This window comes from Bacillus sp. GW821-FHT11D08 (genome assembly GCF_058808515.1).
In genome coordinates this window covers 1-16775 of sequence record NZ_JBXARS010000016.1, presented here as the reverse complement: position 1 = coordinate 16775, position 16775 = coordinate 1, and the positions used below count along the sequence as shown (strand labels likewise).

The 16775-nt window shown below is 45.3% G+C and carries 17 protein-coding genes, 1 tRNA gene, 1 other RNA gene and 1 other annotated feature; of the genes, 13 read left to right on the top strand and 6 right to left on the bottom strand.

The features are described from left to right. Nucleotides 1–96: 96 nt before the first annotated feature. A complete protein-coding gene (locus AC1RRX_RS19170; protein ID WP_039062454.1) occupies nucleotides 97–1047 on the bottom strand; it encodes a YaaC family protein in 951 nt (316 codons plus the stop codon). Between the two features lie 120 nt (nucleotides 1048–1167). On the opposite strand from AC1RRX_RS19170, the gene guaB reads away from it, so the two are divergent. From guaB to serS, 5 genes are all read left to right on the top strand, one after another. Next, nucleotides 1168–2634, top strand: coding sequence for an IMP dehydrogenase (gene guaB, locus AC1RRX_RS19165; protein ID WP_007408741.1), 1467 nt, complete (start codon nucleotides 1168–1170; stop codon nucleotides 2632–2634). Between the two features lie 152 nt (nucleotides 2635–2786). Further along, the gene (dacA, locus tag AC1RRX_RS19160; protein WP_015239011.1) at nucleotides 2787–4118 is read left to right on the top strand and encodes a D-alanyl-D-alanine carboxypeptidase; all 1332 of its coding nucleotides are present in this window, start codon (nucleotides 2787–2789) and stop codon (nucleotides 4116–4118) included. 197 nt (nucleotides 4119–4315) lie between these two features. Further along, nucleotides 4316–5200 carry a pyridoxal 5'-phosphate synthase lyase subunit PdxS gene (gene pdxS / locus AC1RRX_RS19155; protein ID WP_061046465.1) on the top strand — a complete coding sequence of 295 codons (885 nt, stop codon included), beginning with the start codon at nucleotides 4316–4318 and terminating at the stop codon, nucleotides 5198–5200. 21 nt (nucleotides 5201–5221) lie between these two features. Next, on the top strand, nucleotides 5222–5812 hold the full coding sequence (pdxT, locus tag AC1RRX_RS19150; protein ID WP_007615126.1) for a pyridoxal 5'-phosphate synthase glutaminase subunit PdxT: 591 nt from the start codon (nucleotides 5222–5224) through the stop codon (nucleotides 5810–5812). 52 nt (nucleotides 5813–5864) lie between these two features. Continuing rightward, nucleotides 5865–6077 (top strand) — a binding site (T-box leader). Between the two features lie 54 nt (nucleotides 6078–6131). Beyond that, the gene (gene serS, locus AC1RRX_RS19145) at nucleotides 6132–7409 is read left to right on the top strand and encodes a serine--tRNA ligase (protein ID WP_007408744.1); all 1278 of its coding nucleotides are present in this window, start codon (nucleotides 6132–6134) and stop codon (nucleotides 7407–7409) included. A gap of 10 nt (nucleotides 7410–7419) precedes the next feature. On the opposite strand, the gene AC1RRX_RS19140 is transcribed toward serS, so the two are convergent. Further along, nucleotides 7420–8565, bottom strand: a complete 1146-nt coding sequence (locus AC1RRX_RS19140; RefSeq protein ID WP_015239012.1) for a glycerate kinase — start codon at nucleotides 8563–8565, stop codon at nucleotides 7420–7422. 216 nt (nucleotides 8566–8781) lie between these two features. Here AC1RRX_RS19140 and AC1RRX_RS19135 point away from each other — a divergent pair. Next, nucleotides 8782–8874 (top strand) — tRNA-Ser (locus tag AC1RRX_RS19135). A 130-nt stretch (nucleotides 8875–9004) separates the two neighbouring features. Here AC1RRX_RS19135 and dck read toward each other — a convergent pair. The 4 genes from dck to AC1RRX_RS19115 form a co-directional block, all read right to left on the bottom strand. Continuing rightward, nucleotides 9005–9658 (bottom strand): deoxyadenosine/deoxycytidine kinase, encoded by a 654-nt coding sequence (gene dck, locus AC1RRX_RS19130; RefSeq protein WP_007408746.1) that lies wholly within the window; start codon nucleotides 9656–9658, stop codon nucleotides 9005–9007. After that, a complete protein-coding gene (dgk, locus tag AC1RRX_RS19125; RefSeq protein ID WP_007408747.1) occupies nucleotides 9655–10278 on the bottom strand; it encodes a deoxyguanosine kinase in 624 nt (207 codons plus the stop codon). Before dgk ends, dck begins: the two co-directional genes overlap by 4 nt. Nucleotides 10279–10373: 95 nt before the next feature. Beyond that, entirely contained in the window at nucleotides 10374–11657 is a 1284-nt protein-coding gene (locus AC1RRX_RS19120; protein ID WP_032868303.1) for a glycoside hydrolase family 18 protein, read from the bottom strand. 71 nt (nucleotides 11658–11728) lie between these two features. Next, on the bottom strand, nucleotides 11729–12280 hold the full coding sequence (locus tag AC1RRX_RS19115; protein WP_007408750.1) for a cysteine hydrolase family protein: 552 nt from the start codon (nucleotides 12278–12280) through the stop codon (nucleotides 11729–11731). An 82-nt stretch (nucleotides 12281–12362) separates the two neighbouring features. Between AC1RRX_RS19115 and tadA the strand changes: the two genes are divergently transcribed. The 7 genes from tadA (at nucleotide 12363) to AC1RRX_RS19080 (ending at nucleotide 16545) form a co-directional block, all read left to right on the top strand. Continuing rightward, nucleotides 12363–12845 carry a tRNA adenosine(34) deaminase TadA gene (gene tadA / locus AC1RRX_RS19110; protein WP_007408751.1) on the top strand — a complete coding sequence of 161 codons (483 nt, stop codon included), beginning with the start codon at nucleotides 12363–12365 and terminating at the stop codon, nucleotides 12843–12845. An 84-nt stretch (nucleotides 12846–12929) separates the two neighbouring features. After that, nucleotides 12930–13194: signal recognition particle sRNA large type (gene ffs / locus AC1RRX_RS19105), an RNA gene on the top strand. 133 nt (nucleotides 13195–13327) lie between these two features. Beyond that, a complete protein-coding gene (gene dnaX / locus AC1RRX_RS19100; RefSeq protein ID WP_032868302.1) occupies nucleotides 13328–15019 on the top strand; it encodes a DNA polymerase III subunit gamma/tau in 1692 nt (563 codons plus the stop codon). A gap of 24 nt (nucleotides 15020–15043) precedes the next feature. Next, the gene (locus AC1RRX_RS19095) at nucleotides 15044–15367 is read left to right on the top strand and encodes a YbaB/EbfC family nucleoid-associated protein (RefSeq protein ID WP_007408754.1); all 324 of its coding nucleotides are present in this window, start codon (nucleotides 15044–15046) and stop codon (nucleotides 15365–15367) included. A gap of 14 nt (nucleotides 15368–15381) precedes the next feature. Beyond that, on the top strand, nucleotides 15382–15978 hold the full coding sequence (gene recR, locus AC1RRX_RS19090) for a recombination protein RecR (protein ID WP_003150697.1): 597 nt from the start codon (nucleotides 15382–15384) through the stop codon (nucleotides 15976–15978). Nucleotides 15979–15996: 18 nt separating this feature from the next. Beyond that, on the top strand, nucleotides 15997–16221 hold the full coding sequence (locus AC1RRX_RS19085) for a YaaL family protein (protein WP_007408755.1): 225 nt from the start codon (nucleotides 15997–15999) through the stop codon (nucleotides 16219–16221). A 60-nt stretch (nucleotides 16222–16281) separates the two neighbouring features. Then, the gene (locus AC1RRX_RS19080; RefSeq protein WP_003150686.1) at nucleotides 16282–16545 is read left to right on the top strand and encodes a pro-sigmaK processing inhibitor BofA family protein; all 264 of its coding nucleotides are present in this window, start codon (nucleotides 16282–16284) and stop codon (nucleotides 16543–16545) included. The last annotated feature ends 230 nt before the right edge of the window (nucleotides 16546–16775 follow it).

The window sequence follows — 16775 nt, the reverse complement described above, 5'->3', positions numbered from 1 at the left end:
GCGCCGATGGTAGTCGGGGGTTTCCCCCTGTGAGAGTAGGACGCCGCCAAGCTATCATTACGGTAAAGGCAGCTCATCATGAGCTGCCTTTTTTGTTTATAAGTACTGCTTCAGGAAATTAGAAACGTAATACGGAAATTTGCGTTCCGTGACCTCTAAGAACCGGCGGATCATCACATAATCATCACTGACATGCTGTGTCAGCAGTTCATACCACCACTCCGTTTCATATCTCGCAATCATCCCGATATTGTAGAGGACCAAATAATGAATAATCATTTCCGGAAGATGCAGGAAGTGATCACGCTGAGAGGGAATGTAATATTGATTTTTCTCCAAGTGAAACAATAAATTTGGCGAAGACCAAGGTTCTCTGTCTATCGGGTCAGCCTCAAAAACCAAGTGGTTATGGTCTTTCCTCAGAAAAGACCACTTCAAATGATGGCTGATATATTCAGCAAAGCGGGAATCAGACATATTGTAATGAATCACCGCATGCTCAGGCACTGAAATAAGGTCATCTTTCAGCTCTACACGGGTCAGCCAATTCTTTTTCTCTTGGAAGTAAAAGACAGTATGCAATTCAGGTATGGCTGTCAGCAATTTCTTCATTGTGTACCGTTCTTCCTCAAGACCAGCTATCCCGAATAAGTGCTTCATTACATGAATACATAAACCATTGCGCTGCACCTTCACTTCATCATCCCTAAAGGAGTAATTTTGCTTTTTGCGTTTCCGGGCAGTCACGCCATGCGCGAGTACTGAGGCGTGGCTTGGATAGCTTGGATCTGTGGTCAGAAGACAGGCTTTCAGCAATTGTGACATCCCGTAAAACAACAGAATAGGCTTAATTTCTAAAGGGGAAAGAGATGCCTGCTTATAGAAGGACTCGGCGTGTTTGATAAAGAATATGAAGCGCTCACTGTTCTTAAACGCATATCGTTTTGGTTCTTCCATGCTGCTTTCTGTATAGACTTTATTTAGAAATTTCTGGGAAGATTCTACAGAATAAAATAATGATAACTCTTTCCACTCATGATCTCTCATATGTATTTTTAAACCCTTTCCTTTATCTAAATATTTCAACTCTTTTTCGCTTCCTTGACATGCTGTTTTCTAGTTGATAATCTACATATAATATTTTGCCGAAAAGAGGGGGATTTACTAATGTGGGAAAGTAAATTTTCAAAAGAAGGCTTAACGTTCGATGATGTACTGCTCGTACCGGCTCAATCAGACGTACTTCCGCGTGATGTGGATTTATCTGTTGAACTGACAAAGACGTTAAAGCTTAATATTCCTGTCATCAGTGCGGGAATGGATACAGTAACAGAATCAGCTATGGCGATTGCGATGGCCAGACAGGGCGGCTTGGGCATTATCCATAAAAACATGTCCATCGAACAGCAGGCTGAACATGTTGACAAAGTCAAACGTTCTGAACGGGGCGTTATTACAAATCCCTTCTTTTTAACACCTGATCATCAAGTATTCGATGCGGAGCATTTGATGGGGAAATACAGAATTTCCGGTGTTCCGATCGTAGATAATAAAGACGATCAAAAGCTTGTCGGTATCATTACAAACCGTGATCTTCGCTTTATCTCTGATTATTCAATGAAAATCAGTGATGTCATGACAAAAGAAGAGCTGGTTACGGCTTCTGTGGGAACCACATTAGACGAAGCAGAAAAAATCTTACAGAAACATAAAATTGAAAAACTCCCGTTAGTGGATGACCAAAACAAATTAAAGGGTCTTATTACGATCAAAGATATTGAAAAGGTTATCGAATTCCCGAATTCATCTAAAGATGAACACGGACGCCTTATTGTCGGCGCTGCGGTAGGCGTGACAGGCGATACAATGACACGCGTCAGCAAGCTTGTTGAAGCGAATGTCGACGTTATCGTGGTTGATACGGCTCACGGACATTCCAGAGGCGTACTGAACACAGTCGCGAAAATCCGTGAAACATATCCTGAACTGAACATTATCGCAGGAAATGTTGCAACGGCTGAAGCGACAAAAGCTCTGATTGAAGCCGGAGCAAATATTGTCAAAGTGGGAATCGGACCTGGTTCTATCTGTACGACACGCGTCGTTGCAGGTGTAGGCGTACCGCAGATCACTGCCATTTATGATTGTGCCACTGAAGCGAGAAAACACGGCGCGACAATTATCGCAGACGGCGGTATTAAATTCTCCGGAGATATTACGAAAGCGTTGGCTTCAGGCGGACATGCCGTAATGCTCGGAAGCCTGCTTGCCGGTACTTCAGAAAGCCCGGGAGAGACTGAAATCTATCAAGGCAGAAGATTTAAAGTGTATCGCGGTATGGGTTCTGTCGCTGCCATGGAAAAAGGCAGTAAAGACCGATATTTCCAAGAAGAAAATAAGAAATTCGTCCCTGAAGGTATCGAAGGACGGACTCCGTACAAAGGTCCTGTAGAAGAAACAGTGTATCAGCTTGTCGGCGGTCTTCGTTCAGGTATGGGATATTGCGGTTCAAAAGACTTGCGCGCTTTAAGAGAAGAGGCTCAATTCATCCGTATGACAGGTGCCGGACTTCGCGAAAGTCATCCGCATGATGTCCAAATTACGAAAGAATCACCAAACTATACAATCTCATAATTGTTACAAATAAAAAACATTTGACAGGGTCGCTGACTCTGTCTATTTTTTTTATATCGAGTGTGATAAAATTTATACTGTTGTGTTTTGAATTTGAATATGTCCTTAACGGCTTAATTATAGATTTAAAATGAATGACGGAGGTCGTAAGATTGAACATCACGAAATGGAAACAGCTGTTGGTGTCATTAGTGGTACTGGCACTGGCCGCAACTTGCTTTGTTCCAATGTCTAAAGCGGAGGCAGCCGGCAATGACCCGATTGATGTCAACGCATCAGCTGCGATAATGATTGAGGCTTCATCGGGAAAAATTTTATACAGTAAAAATGCAGACAAAAGACTGCCGATTGCCAGCATGACAAAAATGATGACTGAATATCTGCTTCTGGAAGCCATTAAAGAAGGAAAAGTGAAATGGGATCAAACGTATACTCCTGATGATTATGTCTATGAAATTTCTCAAGACAACAGTTTATCAAACGTCCCCCTTCGAAAAGACGGCAAATACACGGTTAAAGAACTGTATCAGGCTATGGCGATTTACTCTGCTAACGGAGCCGCGATTGCAGTTGCCGAAATTCTTGCCGGAACTGAAACGAAATTTGTCGCTGAAATGAATGCGAAAGCCAAAGAATTAGGCATGACAAACTATGACTTTAAAAATGCCACAGGGCTTGTGAATGAAGACCTTCACGGCAAGCAGCCGCAAGGAGAAGGCGTTAAAGAAGAAAGTGAAGTTTCTGCTAAAGACATGGCGCTTCTTGCAGACCGCCTGATCACTGATTATCCGGAAGTTCTCAAAACAACAAGCATCGCTAAGACGAAATTCAGAGCCGGCACTGATGATGAAATGGACATGCCGAACTGGAACTTCATGTTAAAAGGTCTTGTTTCTGAATACCCTGGCGTTGACGGCTTAAAAACGGGTTCTACTGATTCTGCGGGATCTTGTTTTACAAGCACAGCACAGCGGAACGGGATGCGGGTCATCACCGTTGTATTAGACGCAAAAGGCAACCTGCATACCGGACGTTTTGATGAAACGAAAAAAATGCTCGATTACGCATTTAACAGCAATTTCTCAATGAAAGATCTTTACCCTGAAGGCTCTCAAGTAAAAGGGCACAAAACGATTGACGTTGAAAAAGGGAAAGACAAGCAAGTCGATATTGTTACTGACAAGGCGCTTTCTATTCCTGTGAAAAGCGGGGATGAAAAGAACTATAAAGCCGAAGTGACTTTAGATAAAAAAGAAATCACGGCTCCTGTGAAAAAGGGAACGAAAGTCGGAACGCTGACAGTTACATACAAAGGCAGTGACAAAGACTATGGCTTCCTCAAATCCAAAGAGTTCAGCGTGAATCTTGTAACGAAAAATGATGTAGATAAAGCAAACTGGTTTGTTCAGATGATGCGCGGCATCGGCGGATTCTTCTCCGGTATCTGGAACAGCGCCGTTGACACGGTAACAGGCTGGTTTTAAGAAATAAGAAAGAGCTCTGATGAAAGTTAGGGCTCTTTTGCTTAATATACTGAAAAAACCAAATTATTAGTAAAAAAATGATATCTATCTTATTCATCTCGCTGTAAAATAAGAATACCCATATGAAATATTGTATTTCTGGGATACAATAAGAGATAGAAATTATCTAACTATACATTGACTAGGGGGACCAAATAATGGCTCAAACAGGTACTGATCGTGTAAAACGCGGCATGGCAGAAATGCAAAAAGGCGGCGTCATCATGGACGTTGTAAATGCTGAACAAGCGAAGATTGCGGAAGAGGCGGGAGCTGTTGCCGTAATGGCGTTAGAACGCGTTCCGGCTGATATTCGCGCTGCCGGCGGTGTTGCCCGCATGGCTGATCCGACAATCGTTGAAGAAGTAATGAATGCTGTATCCATTCCCGTAATGGCAAAAGCGCGTATCGGACATATCGTTGAAGCGCGTGTCCTTGAAGCAATGGGAGTAGATTACATCGATGAAAGTGAAGTTCTGACTCCGGCTGACGAAGAATTTCATTTAAATAAAAACGAATATACAGTCCCGTTCGTATGCGGCTGCCGTGATCTCGGCGAAGCAACGCGCCGTATCGCCGAAGGAGCTTCCATGCTTCGTACAAAAGGCGAACCGGGAACAGGAAACATTGTGGAAGCTGTCCGCCATATGAGAAAAGTAAACGCGCAAGTGCGCAAAGTTTTTGCGATGAGCGATGATGAGCTGATGACTGAAGCTAAAAACCTCGGCGCTCCTTATGAACTGCTTCTTCAAATCAAACGTGACGGCAAACTGCCTGTAGTGAACTTTGCTGCCGGCGGAGTAGCGACGCCTGCTGACGCGGCATTGATGATGCAGCTTGGCGCTGACGGCGTATTTGTCGGTTCAGGTATTTTCAAATCAGACAACCCTGCTAAATTCGCCAAAGCAATTGTTGAAGCAACGACTCATTACACAGACTACAAACTGATCGCTGAGCTTTCTAAAGAATTAGGCACAGCAATGAAAGGCATCGAAATCTCAAATCTATTGCCGGAACAGCGTATGCAAGAACGCGGCTGGTAAAACCATAGGAGAGCTGGAAGCATGTTAACAATTGGTGTACTTGGACTTCAAGGAGCAGTAAGAGAACATATTCGTTCAATTGAAGCATGTGGTTCAAAAGGTGTCGTCATTAAGCGTCCTGAACAGCTGAATGACATCGACGGTTTAATCCTGCCGGGCGGGGAAAGCACGACGATGCGGCGTTTAATGGATACATATCATTTTATGGAGCCGCTTCGCGAGTTTGCCGCCCAAGGCAAGCCGATGTTCGGCACATGCGCCGGTCTGATTATTTTAGCCAAAGAGATAGCGGGAACGGATAACGCTCATCTAGGGCTGTTGAACGTTGTCGTCGAGCGTAATTCCTTTGGCCGTCAGGTTGACAGCTTTGAAGCTGATCTGACGATTAAAGGCCTTGATGAGCCGTTTACGGGTGTATTTATTCGCGCACCGCATATTTTAGAAGCCGGAGAAGATGTTGAAGTGCTTTGTGAGCATAACGGACGCATCGTGGCTGCAAAGCAGGGGAATTTCCTCGGCTGCTCGTTCCATCCTGAACTGACGGATGATCACCGGGTGACAGAGCTGTTTGTGAAGATGGCGGAAAAGCATAAGCAGGAAACAGCTGTATAAAACAGTTGAAAACCGCTGATACTTATAGTACATTATAAACACAAATAAAGATCGAAAAGCGTTGACAGGAAGCAGTAGGGAGCCTCTCTTTCAAAGAGAGCCGATGGGTGGTGCGAATCGGTGAAAGATGCTGTCCGAATCCGTCCTTGAGCGAAATGCTGAAAACTAGTAGGCATTTACGGGAAAACCGTTATGTGTTAAAGCGGGAAGCAAGTGTGAGCTTGTTTTCAATCAGGGTGGCAACGCGAGAGCTCTCGTCCCTTTTAGGGGATGAGGGCTCTTTTTTATTTTCGATAAAAACAGATAGGAGTTGTTAGGCATGATTGATACGAAGGTGCTGAGAGCCAATTTTCAAGAGGTAAAAGCGAAGCTCATTCCAAAAGGCGAAGACTTATCTGACTTTGACAAGTTTGAAGAGCTGGACGAAAAGAGAAGAGAGCTTATCGGTAAAGTAGAAGAACTGAAGGGAAAACGCAATGAAGTATCTCAGCAGGTCGCCGTTTTGAAACGGGAGAAAAAAGACGCTGATCATATTATTAAAGAGATGCGCGAAGTGGGCGAAGAAATTAAGAAGCTTGATGAAGAGCTTCGTACTGTCGAAACGACGCTCGAAACCATCCTTCTGTCTATTCCGAACATCCCGCACGATTCAGTGCCCGTCGGGGAAACGGAAGATGATAACATTGAAATTCGCAAGTGGGGAGAGGCGCCGGCATTTTCATATGAGCCGAAACCGCATTGGGATATCGCAGACCATTTAAACATTCTTGATTTCGAACGCGCTTCAAAAGTAACAGGCAGCCGGTTTGTGTTTTATAAAGGATTAGGCGCCCGCCTCGAACGCGCGCTCTACAACTTTATGCTGGATCTTCACGTTGATGAATATGATTACACGGAAGTCATTCCTCCTTATATGGTAAACCGTACGAGCATGACAGGTACGGGACAGCTTCCTAAATTTGAAGAGGATGCTTTTAAAATCAGAGAAGAGGATTATTTCTTAATTCCGACGGCGGAAGTGCCGATTACAAATATGCACCGCGATGAAATCTTATCCGGTGAGAACCTGCCGATCAATTATGCCGCATTCAGCGCTTGCTTCCGTTCAGAAGCGGGATCTGCCGGCCGTGATACACGCGGTTTGATCCGCCAGCATCAGTTCAACAAGGTTGAGCTTGTGAAATTCGTGAAGCCGGAAGATTCTTATGAGGAGCTTGAAAAACTGACGAATCAAGCTGAGCGGGTGCTTCAGCTGCTCGAACTGCCGTATCGTGTCATGAGCATGTGTACCGGTGATCTCGGCTTTACAGCCGCGAAAAAGTACGATATTGAGGTATGGATTCCAAGCCAAGACACATACCGTGAAATTTCTTCTTGCAGTAACTTTGAGGCCTTCCAGGCGAGACGCGCAAACATTCGATTCAGACGCGAAGCGAAAGGCAAGCCGGAGCATGTGCATACATTAAACGGTTCAGGTCTTGCAGTCGGCAGAACAGTAGCTGCCATCTTAGAAAACTATCAGCAGGAAGACGGAAGTGTCATCATTCCGAAAGTGCTTCGTCCTTATATGGGAAATAAAGAAGTCATCAAACCGTAAAAGGTGCGCCCTAGAGGCGCGCCTTTTTTGCTGCCCGGTATAGAGCGGCGGCATTCCGGGCAGTGCTTTCAAGGTTAAAACGGCCGGATGCTAAGGCGTCTTCAAGACTTACAGCGCCGGGCACGATAGAAAACACAGCCGTTATTCCTGCGCTGTAAACATGCTCGAAATTTTTGCCTAAGGAGCCCGCCAATGCGATAACGGGAATTTCTTGAGCAGATGCGCGTGCGGCGATCCCGGCGGGGGTTTTGCCGAATAGCGTTTGTCCGTCTATCTGCCCCTCTCCGGTAATGACAAGGTCAGCGCCTCTTATCTGATCTGAGAAGGACAGTGTATCTAATACAACGTCAATCCCGCTTTGAAGTTCTGCCTGTAAGAAAGCGATCAGTCCGGCGCCGAGTCCCCCTGCGGCGCCCGCGCCTTTTACGGTATCCGCTTCGATATTGTGCTGACGTCTCAATACGTCAGCGAAATGGCGTAAGTTGCGATCCAATACAACTTTAGTCTTCTCGGATGCCCCTTTTTGCGGGCCGAAGACATATGAAGCGCCGTTTTCACCGGTCAGAGAATTTTCGACATCACATGCGGCACGGATACGGATATGTTTCAGATCAGGAGAGAGACCGCTTATATCAATAGAAGCTAGGGTGTGCAGAGCGCCTCCGCCGTCAGGTATCTCCTGACCTTCCTCATTTAAGAAACGCACACCGAGCGCGCTCGCCATTCCTGTTCCGCCGTCATTGGTTGCGCTCCCGCCAAGCCCGATGATGATCTCACCCGCCCCGCGGGAAGCTGCATCTGCTATCAGTTCACCCGTTCCTCTTGTCGTTGTGTTCAACGGATCTCTGAGATGGCGGGGAACGAGATGAAGTCCCGATGCTTCCGCCATTTCAATGACTGCCGTGCGTCCGTCTCCCAGAAGTCCATATGCGGCGTTTACCGGCGTTCCCAGCGGACCGGTCACAGTTTTTTTGATGATGCTTCCGCCAGTGGCATCCGTCAAAGCCTGAACGGTTCCTTCTCCGCCGTCGGCCGCAGGTATCTTGAAATATTCCGCGTCAGGGAAGACCGCTTTGAATCCTTTTTCTATGCTGTCAGCGGCTTCTTTTGATGTCATGCTTTCTTTGAAAGAATCCGGTGCAATGATGATTTTCATTATGTTCTCCACCTTTATGAGCAGGTATCTGTTTGAATCTATTCTTGATTTTTACTGTGTTTTCCTGCCCGTATGGCATACTGAGGTTGAATTGGACGCAAGACTTTTGTATGATAGTAAAGCTGACGGACAAGCTGTTTAAGAAATGAAATAAAAAATATGAAAAAGCGCTTGACTGAAATTTAGGTCATGTGGTATATTATTAAATGTCGATACGGAGGAATACCCAAGTCTGGCTGAAGGGATCGGTCTTGAAAACCGACAGGGGTGTCAAAGCCCGCGGGGGTTCGAATCCCTCTTCCTCCGCCATATTGATTTTAAACCTAATGAAACTCGAGCATATATTGGAGATTGTTTTGTCCGCTGCATGTGATGCAGCGGATTTTTTATATGCAAAAAAAGCGATTTTCTCTGTTCGGGGAAAATCGCTTTGCTATTTTTATTTATTTCTGTTTTCGTTGATCACGCGGCTGATTTTTTCGATCAAAGGTTCCAGTGACTGTTCATCAGCTTCAAGGTCATAATCTTCAATGCGCACTTTTAGCACAGGGCAGGCGTTAAAACCGCTGATCCAGTCTTCGTACCGTGTATACATCTCTTCCCAATAGGAGCGGTTTGTCTGCAGCTCCATCTCGCGGCCTCGCTTTTCAATCCGGTTTATAATGTTTTCAAGGTCGCCTTCTAAATAGATCAAAACATCAGGATGCGGGAAGTACGGCGTCATGACCATCGCCTCAAATAGACTTGTGTATGTTGTGTAATCTGTCAGCGACATGGTTCCTTTATCGGCATGCATTTTTGCGAATATGCCTGTATCTTCATAAATCGAACGGTCCTGCACGAATCCGCCGCCTGATTCAAACATGTTTTTCTGCTCTTTGAACCGCTCAGCCAGAAAATAAATTTGCAAATGGAAGCTCCAGCGTTCAAAATCGTGATAAAACTTCTCTAAATAAGGGTTTTCATCCACTTCCTCAAGTGAGGTATGAAACCCGAGCCGTTTTGCTAAAGCTTTGGTCAAAGTCGATTTTCCGACTCCTACCGTTCCCGCTACTGTGATAATGGCGTTGTTTGGAATATGAATGTCTTTCATTTAATAAGCTCCTTTACCTGACGGGCAATTCTTTCATAGTCTGTCTTATTCAAAACAAAGTCTTCAGTATCACCGTCAATGGTCAGTACAGATATATCCGGATCTTCTTCCTGAAGCTGTCTGATGGCTGTGTCGTAATCTGCAATGAGACGTTCCAGATATTGATGCTCGATATTTTTCTCAAACGGGCGCCCGCGTTTTTCAATGCGTTGAAGCAATGTCGGCAGGCTTGCCTTTATGTATACAATGATGTTCGGTTTCGGCAGGTCGTGAGTGAGCAGATGATAAATCTGCTTATATTTCTCAAGCTTTTGGCCGTGCAATGTACGCTCTGCGAAAATAACATTTTTATAAATATGATAATCGGACAAAACGGGCTGTCCTTGTTTTAAATAATCTCGATCGGTGTCTTCAAGCTGTTTATACCTGTGACATAGAAAAAACATTTCAAGCTGGAAACTCCACTCCTCGATATTGTCATAAAACTTATCGAGATAAGGGTTGTCTTCCACAATCTCATTAATCATAGGAAAACCGAGCTCTTCAGAAAGCATCGTAGCGAGTGTCGTTTTTCCTGCCCCGATAGGACCTTCTACCGCGATAAAAGGGGCTCTGTTCATTGAAAATCCTCCTTAATTCTGCAAACATCCGTCAGCTGCCGGCCTTTATATTGTATCACACTCTCAGAAAAGCCCATGAAAAAAGACGCTTCCAATTAACGAAACGTCTCTTTTACAATATGAAATTGATCGTTGAGCAAAAGCCAGTTTTGCGGGAAAGAAAGGCCGAGTTTCCAATAGCTGATTCCTCTTAAATGAAGTTCTTTAATTAAATTGAATTTCGCTTGAATGGATCGTGCGTCTTCAAACCATACTTCATGCCGTCTCTGATTTTCATCCGTGTATCGGAAGAATGGAGCCTGGGCGGTTTCGTCATATTGAATGTCGACTTTATGGCGTGCTGCCAGAGCGATTGCCTGCTGAGGACTGACGGCTTTGGCTGTCGTTCCCTGTTTAAAAGGCAGTGTCCAATCGTAGCCGTACATGTTCTGGCCCATGACGATTTTTGAAGAAGGCATTTCCGTCAGCGCGTACTCAATGACATTTCTTACAGGGCCGATAGGTGATACGGCCTGAGCCGGGCCTCCGCTGTACCCCCACTCATATGTCATGATTACGACAAAATCGACGATTTCTCCATGTGCCCTATAGTCATGTGCTTCGTACCATTTGCCGGCCTGAGTCGCGCTCGTTTTCGGAGCAAGCGCCGTTGAAATCTTCCAGCCTTCCCGATGAAAAATCGTCCTCGCTTCACGTAAAAAACGATTGTAGGCTTCTCTGTCCTGTGGACGTAAATATTCGAAATCAAAGTGAATATCGCGAAAGCCGTACTTTTTAGCCGTGGAGACGATTTCCTGAAAGAGTTTTGTTTTCACTGTATTGTCATTCAAGATGAGCCGCCCGAGTTCATCGCTGAATGCGTCATTTTCAAGGTTGGTGATGATCATCATCAGTGTGGTGTTGTGCCTGTCACTGATACTTTTTAAATTGGTCAGAGGCGGTTCCTTTAAAGTCCCGTTCCGCTGCACTTGAAAACTGAATGCGCCAAGGTATGTTAAATAAGGAGAGGCCTCCCTTGCCGCCTGCTGCAGATTAGCGCTTACGCTCGTTCCCCGCGGTTCTATATATGCGTTTGATTCGATATCGGGCTTATTCGCCTGCTGCGGAATGTAAAGGCTGGTTCCGACTCTCAATGTGGTGCCGGGCTGAATTCCGTTAACCCTCGCAAGCTCCGCGGCCGATATATGAAAACGGCCGGCGATTGCCGCGAGAGTATCACCTTGTTTCACTTCGTAATATTGACCCTCAATCGGGATGACAAGGGTTTGTCCGACAACCAATGTATTTGGATTAGGCAGTTTATTTGCTTCCGCAATGACATTTGCGGCAGTCCGGTAGCGCGCCGCAATTGCGGAAAGCGTGTCGCCCCGTTTCACTATATAGATCTGAATGAAAAACGCCTCCTTTCATATCCGCTATCAAATATATGAAAAAAGGAGGCTGATCATGTTTATTTTTCGGCGGTAATTTGTTTTTCCGTGGTTATTTCTGCGAAGAGAACATTCTCCATCATGGTCAAAGCGAAATCATTGTCTTCGTCGTTATTGGAAGCGGTGCAGTCTTTCGGAATTGCAATGCTGTATTCTCTCATATAGGCGTCGTTGGCCGTGAACAGCACACAAATGTTCCCGGCAATCCCCGTGATGACTAATCGGTTCACTTGTAATTCGGTCAGAAGGGTGTGAAGCGCTGTTTCGTAAAAAGCGGAATGCTTCGGTTTAATGAGAAAATAATCATCCGGCTGAGGCGAAATTTCTTTTATAATGGGGGCGCTTCTGTCGTTGCTGCATTCCTCCCTGATGGCATCAATATCAGCCTTCCAGAGCCCGTAATGATCATTAATATAAATAATCGGCCAGTTGCTTTGTTTTGCATGCTTCTTTAATGATAAAATACGGGGGACAATTTGTTTGGTTTTTTCAGCAAGACGTTCGCCCATATCAAATTGAAAATTGTTAATCATATCGACAATCAGAAGGGCTGTGTTGTTAGGTTCAGACAATACCGGCAACTCCTTTCTGCTGGGGTATTCCTATTTTAACCTTTATGAGACATGAAAAAACTTAAGAAGAGAGCTCGAACCTATGAATGATGAATATTATATGAGAGAAGCCATAAAAGAAGCGAAGAAAGCCGAAGCGAAAGGTGAAGTGCCGATCGGAGCAGTTCTTGTTCTGCACGATGAGATCGTGGCGCGGGCGCATAATCTGCGGGAGACTGAACAGAGGTCGCTTGCCCACGCCGAAATGCTGGCGATAGACGAAGCGTGCCGTAGGCTGGGGACATGGAGACTTGAGGATGCCGTTCTTTATGTCACTTTGGAGCCGTGTCCGATGTGCGCGGGAGCCGTCGTGCTTTCGAGAGTCGATAAGGTCGTATTCGGCGCATTTGATCCCAAGGGGGGCTGTACAGGAACGCTGATGAACCTCTTGCAGGAAGAGCGGTTCAACCACCAAGCGGAAGTGGTGAGCGGCGTGCTCGGAGAAGAGTGCGGAGAAATGCTCAGCGCTTTTTTCAGAAAGCTGCGCCGGCAAAAGAAAGACATGAGGAAAAAGTTGTCTGAGTAGTACGGTTGCATTTTCTGCCTGAAGCAGATATACTTATGTGTGCATCATGAATGGTGCGCATATAAAAATTTGATATTTATTTTGCCGTGCTAAGCGGGGAGGTAGCGGTGCCCTGTACCCGCAATCCGCTCTAGCGGGGCCGAATCCCTTCTCGAGGTTCGTTTACTGTAAGGTCTGCCTTAAGTAAGTGGCGTTGACGTCTGGGTCCTGCGCAATGGGAATTCATGAACCATGTCAGGTCCGGAAGGAAGCAGCATTAAGTGAAACCTCTCATGTGCCGCAGGGTTGCCTGGGCTGAGCTAACTGCTTAAGTAACGCTTAGGGTAGCGAATCGACAGAAGGTGCACGGTAAATCAATCATCAAATTTCAGACTCACCTGTTTATGGCAGGTGAGTTTTTTCGTATATGAAAAACGGGTTTTGGCGTTAAAAGCACGTTCATGTATAATAAACATGATGAATAACAGAGGAGGGCGCATCCTGTGGGTTACCAAGCTTTATATCGAGTATTTAGGCCTCAGCAGTTTGAAGATGTGGTCGGACAGGAACACATTACGAAAACGCTGCAAAATGCCCTTTTGCAAAAGAAATTTTCTCATGCATATCTGTTTTCTGGACCGCGGGGAACGGGAAAAACCAGTGCAGCTAAAATATTTGCGAAAGCAGTCAACTGTGAGCACGCCCCCGTAGAAGAACCGTGCAATGAATGTGCGGCGTGCAAGGGGATCACAAACGGCTCTATATCAGATGTGATTGAAATAGATGCGGCGTCGAATAACGGCGTAGACGAAATCCGCGACATCCGTGACAAAGTAAAATTCGCCCCGTCGGCCGTCACCTACAAAGTATATATTATAGATGAGGTGCATATGCTCTCTATCGGCGCATTCAATGCGCTTCTGAAAACGCTGGAAGAACCGCCGGCACATTGCATTTTCATATTAGCTACGACTGAGCCTCATAAGATTCCTTTAACCATTATCTCCAGATGTCAGCGTTTTGACTTCAAACGGATTACATCCAAAGCAATTGTCGGACGAATGAAGACAATCGTCGATGCAGAGCAGCTGAAGGTGGAAGAAGGAGCCCTTGATATCATAGCGAGTGCTGCGGACGGAGGAATGAGGGACGCGCTGAGCCTGCTCGATCAAGCCGTATCATTCAGCGGCGAGGAGCTGTCGGTGGATGATGCATTGCTCATTACCGGAGCCGTTTCTCAGCACTATATTGGAAAACTGGCATCTGCTCTTCACCGCAAACAGGTTTCCGAGGCATTGGAAACACTGAATGAATTGCTCCAGCAAGGGAAAGATGCGGCCAAACTGATTGAAGATATGATTTTCTATTTCAGGGATATGCTCTTGTACCAGGCCGCTCCCGGTTTAGAAGGAGTCCTGGAGAAGGTGAAGGTCGATGAAACGTTTCGGAGCCTGAGCGGTGACATACCGGCCCCCGCTTTATATGAGATGATTGATATCCTGAATAAAAGCCATCAGGAAATGAAGTGGACGAACCACCCAAGAATCTTTTTTGAAGTGGCTGTCGTGAAAATATGCCAGACGGCACAGCAATCCGCCGGAGACATCCCTGAGGTCGGCATGCTGATGAATAAGATTCAGCAGCTTGAGCAGGAAGTAGAAAGGCTGAAAACCTCCGGTGTGAAGGTTCAGATGGAAAGCGCTCCGAAAGAAGCTCCGCGTCCTCAAAAAGGCGGAAAAAGCCATTACAAAGCTCCGGTCGGAAGAATTCATGAGATATTGAAGGAAGCCACAAGACCTGAACTTGAACAGCTTAAAAGCAGCTGGGGCAAGCTGCTGGCACACCTGAAACAGCAGAATAAGGTGTCTCATGCGGCTCTTTTGAATGACAGTGAACCGGTGGCTGCTGCTCAAAAGGCATTTGTGCTTAAATTTAAATACGAAATCCATTGTAAAATGGTTGCAGAAGACAATAACGGAGTCCGTACGAATCTTGAACAGATTCTCGAATCAATGCTCGGGAAAAGAATGGATTTGATTGGCGTTCCGGAAGCACAATGGGGTAAAATAAGAGAAGAATTTTTAAATGATCACCAGCAGGAAAGTGAAGGATCAAACGAACCGGCTGAAGAAGATCCGCTGATTGCAGAGGCGAAAAAACTTGTCGGAGCGGATTTAATCGAAATAAAAGACTAATAAGATGAAAGAGAGTGATTGAATATGCGTGGCGGAATGGGAAACATGCAAAAAATGATGAAACAAATGCAAAAAATGCAAAAGGATATGGCGAAGGCTCAGGAGGAGCTTGCTGAAAAAGTGCTTGAAGGCACAGCAGGCGGCGGTATGGTGACTGTAAAAGTCAACGGCCAAAAAGAAGTTGTAGACATTGCCATTAAAGAAGAAGTCGTTGATCCGGAAGATATCGAAATGCTTCAGGACCTGGTTCTTGCTGCGACAAACGACGCCCTCAAAAAAGTGGATGACATGACGAATGAAACAATGGGACAATTTACAAAAGGAATGAACATACCGGGTTTGTTCTAGGGGGATAAATAAACATGCAGTATCCTGAACCAATATCAAAGCTGATTGACAGCTTTATGAAATTGCCAGGGATCGGACCGAAAACAGCGGTTCGTCTGGCTTTTTTTGTTCTAGGTATGAAAGAAGACACAGTATTGGATTTTGCTAAGGCGCTTGTCAATGCGAAGCGGAATCTGACATATTGCTCGATTTGCGGACATATAACAGATCAGGACCCTTGTTATATATGTGAGGACACAAGAAGGGATAAGTCTGTTATTTGTGTCGTGCAGGACCCTAAGGATGTGATCGCAATGGAGAAAATGAAGGAATATAACGGCCAGTACCATGTTCTTCACGGCGCGATTTCACCAATGGATGGCATCGGCCCGGAGGATATTAAGATTCCGGAGCTGCTGAAACGTCTTCAGGATGATCAAGTGACAGAAGTTATTCTCGCAACCAACCCTAATATTGAAGGGGAAGCAACAGCAATGTATATATCAAGGCTGTTAAAGCCCTCAGGCATCAAGCTCTCCCGTATTGCCCACGGTCTGCCCGTCGGCGGTGATTTGGAATATGCTGATGAGGTCACTCTTTCAAAAGCTCTTGAAGGAAGACGTGAATTGTAAGGGAGGAAAAGGCAAGGCATGGGTTTTCTTCGCAGAAATACATTAAGAAAAGAGTTTGATGAGAAGCTGATAGAACAGCTCTTTAAACAAAAAGAAGAATGGAACAGACAGAAGAGTCTGGTCGAGAAAAGTCTCGAGCCCTCCGCTGAGGTATTGTTTGAGCTGAAAGTCGCTGAATCTAAGTACTTTTTTTATTTGAAAGAAGCGAAGCAGCGGAATTTGAAAATGAGCAGATGGAAGTAAGAGGTCTATTCTCCGGGATCTTCTCATAAGCTTGTACTAAACAAGCGAGGGGGAAGATTCATGGAGCCTTTTTTCATTATCGGTTTGATTGTTGGTCTGGTTGCTTTGCTTTTTTTATGGGGAGTATCTTCAAAACCGCTAAGATGGATTGGTGTGACTGCGATTAAGTTTATTGCCGGTGCGATTCTGCTGGTGGGTGTGAACTTGTTCGGAGGCAGTCTCGGTATTCATATCCCTGTTAACCTGATTACAACGGGCATCAGCGGGATTCTGGGGATTCCCGGCATCGCGGCTTTGATAGTCATTAAACGCTTCATCATTTAATTTATCGATTATTGTTGACATGTTGGATCAAGGGTGGTATTCTAATATACGTCGCTGATGACGAAACGAATTCTTAAAAAAGAAATTATAAAAAGTTATTGACGACATCGACACTGATATGTTACAATAATTAAGTCGCTTCAAGAGCGATGGACAAAGTTCTTTGAAAACTAAACAAGACAAAACGTACCTGTTAATTCAAAGTTTTAAATAAATCGCACAGCGATGTG

Coding starts and splice junctions, on each gene's coding strand:
- recR (WP_003150697.1), top strand. CDS start 15,382: ATGCAGTATCCTGAACCAATATCAAAGCTGATTGACAGCTTTATGAAA.
- tadA (WP_007408751.1), top strand. CDS start 12,363: ATGAATGATGAATATTATATGAGAGAAGCCATAAAAGAAGCGAAGAAA.
- AC1RRX_RS19080 (WP_003150686.1), top strand. CDS start 16,282: ATGGAGCCTTTTTTCATTATCGGTTTGATTGTTGGTCTGGTTGCTTTG.
- AC1RRX_RS19095 (WP_007408754.1), top strand. CDS start 15,044: ATGCGTGGCGGAATGGGAAACATGCAAAAAATGATGAAACAAATGCAA.
- pdxS (WP_061046465.1), top strand. CDS start 4,316: ATGGCTCAAACAGGTACTGATCGTGTAAAACGCGGCATGGCAGAAATG.
- AC1RRX_RS19170 (WP_039062454.1), bottom strand. CDS start 1,047: ATGAGAGATCATGAGTGGAAAGAGTTATCATTATTTTATTCTGTAGAA.
- AC1RRX_RS19085 (WP_007408755.1), top strand. CDS start 15,997: ATGGGTTTTCTTCGCAGAAATACATTAAGAAAAGAGTTTGATGAGAAG.
- dgk (WP_007408747.1), bottom strand. CDS start 10,278: ATGAACAGAGCCCCTTTTATCGCGGTAGAAGGTCCTATCGGGGCAGGA.
- serS (WP_007408744.1), top strand. CDS start 6,132: ATGATTGATACGAAGGTGCTGAGAGCCAATTTTCAAGAGGTAAAAGCG.
- AC1RRX_RS19140 (WP_015239012.1), bottom strand. CDS start 8,565: ATGAAAATCATCATTGCACCGGATTCTTTCAAAGAAAGCATGACATCA.
- pdxT (WP_007615126.1), top strand. CDS start 5,222: ATGTTAACAATTGGTGTACTTGGACTTCAAGGAGCAGTAAGAGAACAT.
- guaB (WP_007408741.1), top strand. CDS start 1,168: ATGTGGGAAAGTAAATTTTCAAAAGAAGGCTTAACGTTCGATGATGTA.
- dck (WP_007408746.1), bottom strand. CDS start 9,658: ATGAAAGACATTCATATTCCAAACAACGCCATTATCACAGTAGCGGGA.